At 41.5% G+C, this 10,973-nt stretch carries 9 protein-coding genes and 1 pseudogene; 6 read left to right on the forward strand and 4 right to left on the reverse strand.

All coding sequences use genetic code 11. The features are described 5' to 3' along the window. Positions 1-313: 313 nt before the first annotated feature. Positions 314-1,975, reverse strand: a complete 1,662-nt coding sequence (locus H6G97_RS14650; protein ID WP_190941343.1) for an iron uptake porin — start codon at positions 1,973-1,975, stop codon at positions 314-316. A 316-nt stretch (positions 1,976-2,291) separates the two neighbouring features. On the opposite strand from H6G97_RS14650, the gene H6G97_RS14655 reads away from it, so the two are divergent. Further along, positions 2,292-3,863 (forward strand): hypothetical protein, encoded by a 1,572-nt coding sequence (locus H6G97_RS14655; protein ID WP_338421710.1) that lies wholly within the window; start codon positions 2,292-2,294, stop codon positions 3,861-3,863. A gap of 12 nt (positions 3,864-3,875) precedes the next feature. Further along, positions 3,876-4,649, forward strand: a complete 774-nt coding sequence (locus H6G97_RS55375; RefSeq protein ID WP_338421711.1) for a hypothetical protein — start codon at positions 3,876-3,878, stop codon at positions 4,647-4,649. 84 nt (positions 4,650-4,733) lie between these two features. Here the strand turns inward: H6G97_RS55375 and H6G97_RS14660 are convergent, their stop codons facing one another. Continuing rightward, on the reverse strand, positions 4,734-4,925 hold the full coding sequence (locus H6G97_RS14660) for a hypothetical protein (RefSeq protein WP_190941329.1): 192 nt from the start codon (positions 4,923-4,925) through the stop codon (positions 4,734-4,736). 760 nt (positions 4,926-5,685) lie between these two features. Between H6G97_RS14660 and thrC the strand changes: the two genes are divergently transcribed. After that, positions 5,686-6,777, forward strand: a complete 1,092-nt coding sequence (thrC, locus tag H6G97_RS14665) for a threonine synthase (RefSeq protein ID WP_190941331.1) — start codon at positions 5,686-5,688, stop codon at positions 6,775-6,777. Between the two features lie 68 nt (positions 6,778-6,845). Here thrC and H6G97_RS14670 read toward each other — a convergent pair whose 3' ends face one another. After that, on the reverse strand, positions 6,846-7,307 hold the full coding sequence (locus tag H6G97_RS14670; protein WP_190941332.1) for a hypothetical protein: 462 nt from the start codon (positions 7,305-7,307) through the stop codon (positions 6,846-6,848). A gap of 288 nt (positions 7,308-7,595) precedes the next feature. Between H6G97_RS14670 and H6G97_RS14675 the strand changes: the two genes are divergently transcribed. The 3 genes from H6G97_RS14675 to H6G97_RS14685 all read left to right on the forward strand — a co-directional run bounded on the left by H6G97_RS14675 (position 7,596) and on the right by H6G97_RS14685 (position 10,148). Continuing rightward, complete coding sequence (locus H6G97_RS14675) at positions 7,596-8,495, forward strand: YihY/virulence factor BrkB family protein (RefSeq protein ID WP_190941334.1); 900 nt, start codon at positions 7,596-7,598, stop codon at positions 8,493-8,495. An 87-nt stretch (positions 8,496-8,582) separates the two neighbouring features. After that, complete coding sequence (locus tag H6G97_RS14680) at positions 8,583-9,089, forward strand: DUF4112 domain-containing protein (RefSeq protein WP_190941336.1); 507 nt, start codon at positions 8,583-8,585, stop codon at positions 9,087-9,089. A 126-nt stretch (positions 9,090-9,215) separates the two neighbouring features. Then, complete coding sequence (locus tag H6G97_RS14685; protein ID WP_190941345.1) at positions 9,216-10,148, forward strand: alpha/beta fold hydrolase; 933 nt, start codon at positions 9,216-9,218, stop codon at positions 10,146-10,148. A 712-nt stretch (positions 10,149-10,860) separates the two neighbouring features. Here the strand turns inward: H6G97_RS14685 and H6G97_RS52450 are convergent. Next, a pseudogene (locus H6G97_RS52450) lies at positions 10,861-10,973 on the reverse strand (IS630 family transposase); the annotation flags it as partial.

The raw sequence follows: 10,973 nt of genomic DNA on the forward strand, positions 1-10,973 counted from the left end.
ACAGCAGTTTGCAAGTAATATCAGTTTCGGTTAAACACTTGTAATATTTGTAGGTTGGGTTGAGGAACGAAACCCAACATTAGACCTCTTATAAAAGTGCTTTTTGCAAGAGGGGGAAAAGGGTAAAAGGACAATACAGAACCTTTTCTCCCTTCCTCCTTTCCCTTTTCCGGACTTATGCAAGAAGTCTATTTTCCAGCCTTTGTTGGGTTTCACTCCGTTCAACCCAACCTACAATTATTCTTAACCCAAGCGTATTGGGTATAAGCATCTGTTAATACTTAAGTTACATAATATTTATGTGAAAGTTGAGTTAAAAACTAAAAGTACTTCGCAGAATGCCGACGGTAACTGAGTCACTATCTGGTGTATTACCAGGCTGTAAAATATGAATTAATCCTGGTGTAATGCTGATATTATCTGTTAGTTGAAAACGATAAAATGCCTCAATTTGAGTAGTTGTTCCTGGTTGTCCACCTGCACGTCTTAAACCAGTATTTACAAAATCAGGGACATTATTCCCTATCGGTAAGTCGCTACTGGTGATTTTAGGAGGTTGACCGACATAAATTCCCCCTAAATTTCCTCTAGCAAATAAATCGGGGAAATTCAGAAACACCATATAATTTGTCGTCTCTACATGTCCCGATTGCCCAGGAATATAAGATTTAGTATAACCACCCCATGCACCTGCACTAATGTAGGGAGAAATTTGCCAAGTTACAGTCGCACCTATGGCGTTGGTTTGCAGAGGTGCTGATTTCCCGGTAGTGGTATTAACCGCAGTTAAGCATTCATCACCAACAAAGGTTAGTAAACAACCATCGGTGGAGTAATTGTTAACGTAATACAAACTTAAATCTAGAGTATCAGTTGGTGTCAGCAGCAATTGGACACCTGTAGTAGTGGTTCCATCAAATAAACCGCTATTTTTACCAGGGTTTCCTGGTAGATAACTAGTATAAATTGCCTGCAAACTAGCGCGTTTAGCAAATTGCCAATCAATAGCTATACCGCCGTGACCGTATCCCATATTTAAAATTGGGTTTCTTTGGGCAAAATAAGACAACGGCCCGGTTGCAGCACTTTCTACCCGATTAGGGCCTCGGAAAGCAGCTGGCATACTTACGCCTTCTGTTCCCACCATTACTGCGAAGTTATTTGTCACCAACCAATGAAAATTGAGGTCACTTACAATTAAGCTATCTGTAGGAAATTCGTAGCCAAGTAAAACATCATTTCGGGAAACACTATTGGTAAATCTAGGTGTAGTTTTTCCTTTACCATCTATAAGACCTGTAAACAAGTAACTAGTAGGAGTAATTTGGCTAGTTAAATACAGTTGCGCCAGTGATAGGACATTAGTGTTTGTCCCTGCATCATCTGTATCTTTTTGTCCATCTCTAGGATTAACATCACCACGATTTTTAGTCCGTCCTTGAATGCCAACTATCAGTAGTCCACTGAGTTTGGTTGTGGTTGAGAATTGATTGGCTTCGATTTCGGTAGTTTTGGCTTCTAAATTATCGACACGACCCCGCAAAGTTGCTAATTCTGGGGCAAATTCTGACTGCAATTTTTGTAATATTGCTAAATCTTCGCGGGTGGCTAAATCGCTGGTGGCTGTAGTAATTAATTCGTTGACTCTATCCAAACAAGCATTCACACCCGCAGCAAATTCATACCGAGTTAAGGCGCGATTACCACGATAGCTGCTATCTGGATAGCCAGCTATACAACCATAGCGTTCTACCAAAGACTGCAATGCTTGGAATGCCCAATCGTTGGGTTGTACGTCTTTGAGTTGAGAAACCGATGTAACTTGCGCCATCGGTTCTTCTAGGGAGAGGGATGAGGGAATAATATTATCGCCCTTAACTCCTAACTGCTGAGTAATTTCTGTATTTATGTACTCTTGTGCTAGTGCTTTTTGTGCAACTCCATTTACCCCCGCAATTAGTAACCATGCAAGCATCCAGGTTTGGCGATGACTGCGGCTAATAAGTATACCTTTCAACTTTTTACACTCTGCTCACATACTTAAGCGAAGAGTGTATCCGCGATTATCTAGTATTTACATGGGCACATTTACGGATTTTGTTCCAAATTAGACTCAATCCTTCTGGGCAACTTCTGAAAGGGCGAGTATAACAGGGTATTGGATATTGGGTCTGGGCACTAAGTACTGGGTACTGGGGACTAGAAAAGAGTTTTCTCAATCCCTAATCCCTAATCCCCAATCCCAATCTCTAATTCTCAATCCCTAATTCCTAATCCCCAGTTCCCAATCTATGGCAAATCGCTCACGCAAGCTCACACCAAAAGGCTCGAAACTAAATCAACCTCGTGCTGGTGGCATGAAACGTGTCGCTAAAAAACCCCAGAAAAAGCTAAAACGGGGGAGTTGGTTGTCATCAATGCTAGCGATCGCAATTCTCTTAAGTAGTGCTAGTCTAATTACGGCTTTTGCCTGGATTAGTGTTCTCTTCATCTTCAATCCAGATCAAGTAAGCTGGCTAAATAAAATTTTACCTGCATGGGCACAAATCCCCCTTGGTAATCATGAACGCCCCCAAACTCTCAAACAAATTCAATTAGATTTGAGTCGAAAAAACCAAATATTTGGGGAAACTCTGCCTTTAAATCAAAATGCGAAAAACTCATTTTTATTGCCAGTTTTTCAACAGCGTGCTAATTGTCAATCTGATTGTGAAGAACTTGTGGAACTTAGGGTTTACCAGCTATCAGAGGAGTTAGAGTTTAAATCTCAGTCAGAAAATTATTACTATCTAGCAACTCAATTACCTGTAACTGGACTAGAAGAATCCTTTGTGATTTCTCCCTTGCGTGATGAGACATCAGAACCCGATGTCAGTATTTCCCTACCTTTAACTGAAGTGCAACGCTTTGAAGGTGGCACACCATCTCCGGGGGTTTGGTTTGATTTACGGGGTAAACGCCAACAAGGAACTGGTGCTATCACCTATGGTCAAGTTGTATACTACAATCCAGAACGCACGAATTTACTACAAATGTTGTCTTGGACTAGTCCTAATGGACAATTACCCAAATGGCAGCAGGTAACTGGTGATGGTACAAAAGAGTTAGTTGTTGATCAAAGTATAGGTTTAGAACCGCACTTACAGGTTTACCAAGTTAAGCCTCTGAAGTTATTCCTTAAACCAATTCAATTGGAGGCGATTACCCTTAAATCATCAGCCCTCAAGGATTCTGCATATCAAAACGCCCTATCAATTGCGCGTAGTGGACTGTGGACACCAGCCTTTGAATGGTTAAAGTTCATTAAAAAACAGCGCAAAGGAATTTGGACAGAGGCGGCGCAAGCCCAAATGGATTTGATTCGCTTCCATTCCCAACTTACTAAAACCCAAGCCGAGAAAACTTGGGCAAGTCCTAGTCAAGAAGTCCTGGCAGATTTGATTGATGGTCGTTGGGGAAAAGCATTACAGGTGTTTGAAGCATCGCCACATAATGCCCAAGAAATTGCTACCCTACTCAAAGCTGATGAAAAACGGTTGTGGAATCGCACAGCAGAGGCGTTGCGGGTGAACCCTAATAGACGAGAGGTGCAAGCTTGGTTTGCCTTGATTTCAAAAGTTCAGCAAGGAAAAGAACATACTAATTCCTGGTTAAGGGCGCAACCAAAAATTACAAAAGATAATCTTGCCTATATTCAAGGTCTGTTAGCAAGACTTAATGGTGAAGGTACAAAGTCGCAAATATCCTTTACTCACCCTAGTCAGATTGTTGGTACAGTGCAACCAATCACTCAAGTTACCAATACCGAGTGGCTGCAACCAAATTCTTCAGCAGATTTGCAACTCACAGATAATCAAGTTTAGTATCAGGTGGAGGTGAGTGCATTTCATGATGGGAAACGCTGGCTAAATTCCCCCTTTGAGAATTTCAACTTACCTAAAATTGACACCGCCAAATTTTTATGGAAAACTTTGGGAATCACTTCTGACCCAGAAATCCAGATTGTGGTCTGGTTGCCAAATGGAGAACAACAAATTACTATAGCCGCTATCAAAGCGGTGCAACTACGGGGTAAAGTTTTACGCCTTTTAGCTGCTGGCCCAAAAATTCCAGAGAATCAAAACAATGCTCTTCAACCCAAGCCTTTAACCTTGACAAATGCAGCACTGGAATGGGTGCAACCATCTCCCATTACTCTCCGACAACTGCATCAACAAAATCCCCAAAGAGTAAAGGTAATACTATCGAGTGTGTGGCAATCTTTGCAGAAATCTCGTGAAGTTCAGGGTGGCGCTATTCCTAGCTTTGAGCAGATGCAGGAAAAGTTAGGTGATTGGCCGGTTCAAGTGATTGATTTAACAAATAACGCTCAACCAGAAATAATACTGACTATCTCACCAGCAGCAATAGTATCTTTAAATCAGTCTACCCCGGAAAATTCCGGTGAAAACCCAGAGAAACGCCGTGACCGAACTATAATTTTGTCTGATAGCAATGAAGTAATTTACACTGATTTTACAGGAAATTACTCACAAAGACTATCTGCGATCGCCAAGCTTTCAGATGTGCAATCCTTAGCTTTATTAGTAGAAAACGCTCATAACTACAGCTTGAAGCGCTGGTCAACGAAAAATCAGCGCTTTGAATAGTACGTCCCTGACTCAAATTTAGAATCCAGAGGGCAAAAGCGTAGGCGTAGCCCGTCGTAGATATCGCTATCTATCAAGATTGATTTATTCTTTTTGGTTAGTTTCTGCTATACGTTGGTTCTTCAGGTTTTCCAACTGCTGCAACAAGGAGTCTACCTCTGCTTGTAAATGCATCAATTTAGCTTGTTGATCGTCTTGATAATAAGACTTGGTTAACTTGCTCACCCAGGCGGCCTGGGACTCGCGATCGGAAACACTAGATAAATAAGTAGGCATCGCTAATTAAATCCACAACTTAACTCACACCATTAGAAATATTATAATAATGCTATTTTAAGCTTTATTAAATTATTGTATATTTTCAATCAATTACTCTAATGGATTTTAGTCTCAATCATAAAAGACGATCATCGTAATAGCTGTGTTCCAAAAAATATTCTCCCAAGTCTGTCAAGCTTGCTTCCACTGTACGGTACTTAGGAACAGTTAATTTATAACCTGTCAATTATGGTTGTACAAATTATTATTGCTGTTTTTGGGGAATTTACGTAAGAAATTATATGTAGACTTTATCAAGAATTAGGCTAAATTATGAAAACACGTAGGGCGAAGCACTTGCGATTGCCGTAGTTTCTCGTAGAGAAGGGAAGTGGAGGCCTACCAATTAAAGAGGCAAATATTGCGTGTTTTCCTTTAGTAATGGAAGCGAATAAAGTGGAAAAATACACAAATAGTTCCCGAATTTATCAATAAATACCTAAATTCACAGCCAAATACTTTTCAAGTAACTCTAGGTAATTTGTTAAACCGAAGGTCGCCGTGGCGGTTTATGATAAAGTAACGTTCTAAATAAAAATAGCAAGTGAAACGCCTGCACCACAAAAAATAATATTCTTAATAAGATTCTTTGGGGTTAGGGAACTTTGAACTGGTAACTGGCAACGAAAAATTGACTTTCTTCCTCTTCGCCATTCTGCATGTCCCGATCCCACACTTTCTAAATATCCAATCCTTACATTAAGAAATTTTAAATACTGTGACTTTGAGCCTGTCTGTTGCTAAATCTCATCGCCAACCCTGGCCCGGACTGATAGAAGCCTATCGGGAATACTTGCCTGTCAGCGAAGAAACACCGATTGTCACTCTATTGGAGGGCGACACGCCTCTAATACCAGTGCCAGCGATCGCAGAACGCATTGGCAGACAAGTACGGGTTTTTGTAAAATACGACGGTCTCAATCCCACCGGCAGCTTCAAAGACCGAGGGATGACTATGGCAATTTCCAAGGCGAAGGAAGCAGGGGCTAAAGCAGTAATTTGTGCCAGCACGGGCAATACCTCAGCTGCCGCTGCCGCTTATGCAAGGCGTGGGGGCATGAATGCCTTTGTACTGATTCCCGACGGTTATGTAGCACTGGGCAAATTAGCTCAAGCGTTGCTATATGGGGCAGAAGTATTGGCGATTAAAGGTAATTTTGACCAAGCCCTAGAAATTGTCCGCGAGATGGCCGAAAGCTATCCGATCACTTTGGTGAATTCGGTCAATCCCTACCGCCTAGAAGGGCAGAAAACAGCAGCCTTTGAAATTGTCGATGCGCTGGGTGATGCGCCAGACTGGTTATGTATTCCCGTAGGCAATGCCGGAAATATCACAGCATATTGGATGGGTTTTTGTCAATATCATCAAGCCAGAAAGTGCGATCGCTTACCCCGAATGATGGGATTCCAAGCCGCAGGTGCAGCCCCCTTAGTACATGGTCAGCCAGTGGCGCATCCCGAAACCCTAGCGACAGCAATTCGCATTGGCAACCCTGCTAGTTGGGATTTAGCGATCGCAGCGCAAACCGCCAGTCAGGGAAATTTCCACGCCGTTACCGATGCCGAAATTCTCGACGCTTATCGACTTTTAGCATCATCAGAGGGTATCTTCTGCGAACCTGCTAGCGCCGCTTCTGTAGCTGGGTTGTTACAGGTGAAAGATCAAGTTCCCACAGGGGCAACAGTAGTTTGTGTCCTCACAGGCAATGGTCTGAAAGACCCAGATACAGCAATCAAACACAATTACAGTCAATTTAAACAGGGTATTGCAGCAGAATTGGGCGCAGTAGCCGACGCAATGGGATTTTAGGGCATTGGGCATTGGGCATTGGTTATTATCCTGCCTCCCCTGCCTCCCCTGCCCCCTGCCCCCACTCCCTACTTCCCCTTCTCCCCTGCCCCGGCTCGTTCGCGTGTCAAGCTATCAATAGCATCGCCCAAGGCAGTAGTCAGGCTATTGCGGGTTTGGGCGTGGTTTTCCTGCTCAGTTTTCAAAGCTTGTAAAAGGCGATCGCGTTCTTTAATTACAGCGATAAGTTTAGCTTGCAATTCCTGCACAGATTTTAGTTGTTCTATTTCTTGCTGGATAGCTGTGACTGGTGTAACAGCCAGTGTCTCCATTTCAAAACCTTGGAGTTTATGCAAATCTGCCTTAAGGGATGCGATCGCCTGTTGGGATAATTGGGCATCTGTGCGGCGTTGTTCTGCTTCTGTGTTATAAAGTTGACGCCATTTTTGGGCGCTTTCCCAAGCCGCATCGCGCTCGCTCTGAAGTCCCGCCATCTGCTCTTTGAGTAGCTGGATTTCTGTCAACCACTGTTGTGTTAAATCTTGATTCATAAATTAATAGTCATTAGTCATTAGTCAATGGTCAAGAGTCAACGGTCATTAGTCAAGAGTCATTAGACAGGAACTCACCCCCAGTAGGTACTTTCAATTAAAATAATCAATCGCTGTGTAGGCAGGGGAGCAGGGGGAAAAGAAAAATATCATTTGAATAAATTGGGTAATTTATTCTCTGGAAGTCCTCTATCCCACTCAGTATTTTTGCGGTAAAAAGATAGATGCGCTCGTTACACAAAATTTGGCACAGTAGTTAAGAAACCCAACCAGTTTTTACTCTAAATCATGCCAAAGCCTCGCTTTTTCCGCTTCTTTCGCCACCTCAATTGGCACACGCTCAAAAAAACTTTTGCTAGGACAATGGAAAGGCGACTTTTGGGACTTGCTTCGGAAATCGCCTACAATGCGATACTATCGCTGTTTCCAGCAATTCTTGCTATCCTCACAGCCATTGGCTTATTAGCAGAATCTTTACAAAACACCTTTAATCAACTGGCGGTGCAACTGAGCCAAGTCCTACCTGAAGAAGCCCTGGATCTAATTCGTGATTTTGCCACTACAGAAATTACCAACTCCAAAAACAGTGGTTTGTTTTCTCTAAGCTTTGTATTAGCAATTTGGACTGCTTCTGGGGCGGTGAATACGGCTATGACAGCCCTCGACCAAATCCATCTAATTCCTTCAGAAAATATACGCCCCTTTTGGAAAGCCAAACTCGTCTCTCTAGGATTAACAGTCGGTACTATGTTGCTTTTGATGTTGGCTTCTTTCTTAGTGTTTATTAGTGATTGGCTATTGGCAATGGTAGTGAACCAAAATGGCTCTTTGATCTTCTTGTTGCATCTTTGGCAGTTGTTACGCTGGCCTTTAGCTTTAAGTATTGTTGCTGCCGCCTTTAGCTTTGTCTATCGCTATGGGCCAAGCCAGTGGAACTCAGGCACACCAATGATGCCTGGAGCAATTTTAGCAGCTGTTTTTTGGGCAATATTATCTGGCCTATTTCGGATGTATGTGGCGAATTTTGGCAATTATAATAAAGTATATGGTGCTGTAGGGGCTGTGATAGTTTTAATGCTCTGGCTGTCAATGAGCGCTGCTGTTATGTTAATCGGCGATCAATTGAACGTGACTGTCGGCGAAGATATGCGCTTAAAAGCGCAGTCGACATCTAGAGAAAAATATTAAATAGTAAATCCCTGAGAAATTTATTGCAAAAGCTCAGTTGGGGAGTAGAATATCTAACGATTCAATACAAAGTTAGCGATCGCTTTCATGCCTGATTCTCCTTCTGGATTTTCAATGATTGAACCTGATATTAAAGCACCCACGTTGAAGCGCCTGCGCCAGTTAAGTCGGCTGCTCGATAATGTTATTACCATTCCTGGCACAAAAATTGGTTTTGGTTTAGATCCAATTTTAGGACTCATACCGATTGGTGGTGATTTTTTGGGAATAATGTTTTCTAGCTACATTATCCTAGAAGCTGCACGGCTAGGTGTATCTAGAGCCACTTTGGGTAAAATGGTTTTGAATGTGATTATTGATGGTTTGGTAGGCGCTGTCCCCGTTTTGGGAGACTTTTTTGATTTTGCCTGGAGAGCTAACACTAATAATATCAAACTATTAGAAGAGTACTTAAAGTTTCCCAGTGAGCAAAAGAGTGCAGACAGGTGGTTTATCTTTGCCGTTTTAGTTGGATTGTTGCTAATATCTATTGTTTTAGTAGCATTGCCCGTGATACTAATTAGAATTTTATGGAACGCCTTAACAGGTGGTTAAAATAATTCCTAATTCGTAATTAAGTTTTATAACGGGGATAAAGACAAGAGCTACAAGGCTTGCTGCTTATAAGTTGCTATGCAACTTAAACTCACAAAACTGGTTAAATTGTTTATTGATAAAAGAATGAAAGATTGGTGGCAAGCTACTTTCCCTAAAGGGCGGCAAAGTGTAGTTATTACTGATGTTAAAGGCTATCCTGTACAAATTGCTTATGGTGAAAAAGGTGAAGGTAAGCCGCTAATTTTATTACATGGTATGGGGAGTTGGAGCTACAATTGGCGTCACAGTGTAGAGCCATTATCTAAATATTATCGGGTAATTTGTTTTGATGCCAAAGGTTTTGGTTTTTCCGAAAAACCATTGTCTCGTAGAGAACATAATGGTCATCAAGTGATTGAGTTTAAAAGAATTATTCAGGCATTATGTGATGAACCCGCAGTGATTGTGGCAGAATCTCTGGGGGGATTAGTTGCCCTGGCTCTTGCTCAAGAGAATCCGCAATTAATCGGGCGGCTTGTAGTAGTAAATGTACCTGTTTTTGCCGAACAACTACCTCATTGGTCTATGTTCTTACTTGCCCAAATGCCACTAGAAATAATGCAAACAATTGACTCTTTACGTCTAACATATCTGTTTGCACCTTTATTTAGAGAAGTTATGGCAATAGAAAGACGTAGGGTATTATTCGATCCCTCAATCTTGACACAGGAAGATATTTATTGGATAACTTACCCGTTTACTGAATTGCCTGGTACGATCGCAAAAGTTGCCGAAGAATTACAAATCGCCGCGCGAGAAATTGAAAATTGGCAAGCAAATAAGCCAAATATGCTCACTAAGATTCAAAATAAACTGAGTGCAATTAAGTGTCCTACACTAGTTTTGTGGGGTGAGCAAGATAGTTGGTTTCCTACTAGTCATGGTGAAAAATTGCATCAGTGTATCCCTAATTCCAAATTACAGATTTTATCTAACTGTCGTCATGATGCCTCTAGCGGTGCTTCTAAGGTGCTGAATGCAGCGATTATTGAATTTTTACAAGATACTAATTTTTAAAGAATAATTCAGAAGCCAGAATTCTGTTTTGATAAAAAGAGAGTGGGAGGAAGCATATCCGTTAGCTTTCAAACTCCCACTCTGCCATTTGCTGCTGAAGTGAACAGGAATGTATACAGACGTTGCCCGTTATTTGGGGGCTAATGCGTACTTCAACAACAACGCCCATACGCATTTAATATTCCTGTTGCAGCAAATGCCAAACTTAATTATTGCTATTTATTTGCTGGGAAAAATACTCTGCAAATAATTGATATAGATAGTTTTTTGTTTTTGTAAATCACTTGGTAAATAGTGTTTTACAAAAGGAATTTGCATACGTGGTAGCCCCTGACAACAAAACCCTTGAAGTCGTTTATCTTCATATAATTTAACTTGGTTAATAAAAAGCTGGTTGCCATTTTGGCATATTTTAAAATTTTATAATTGCTCAGATCTAACTTTTTAAAAGCAGTTAATCTGCTACATAACACATTCTCTATGAGAGGTTGCGCCAACGGGTTCTCTAAAGGAGTACGCAATGACTCAATACGGTTCAGTTAAGTCTAGAAACTAAAACTGGCGTAGGTTGGGTTGAGGAACGAAACCCAACATTATCAAGGCTTTGTTGGGTTTCGCTGCCGCTCAACCCAACCTACTATTCTTCTTAACTGAACCGTATTGTACAATGACTGTAAATATTTTTGTCCAGCTATAGCAACAGACAAGGCGGTTAGGACGCTAGGCGAAGTACATATTCCATAGCATCCCTGATACAGTCAAATTGAATAAGTTGTTGACGAATTCGACTCTTCAACCATGACCAACATCGCTCAATTTTGTTCA

It is taken from the genome of Nostoc flagelliforme FACHB-838, from assembly GCF_014698065.1.
GTDB classification, from domain to species: Bacteria; Cyanobacteriota; Cyanobacteriia; order Cyanobacteriales; family Nostocaceae; genus Nostoc; species Nostoc flagelliforme_B.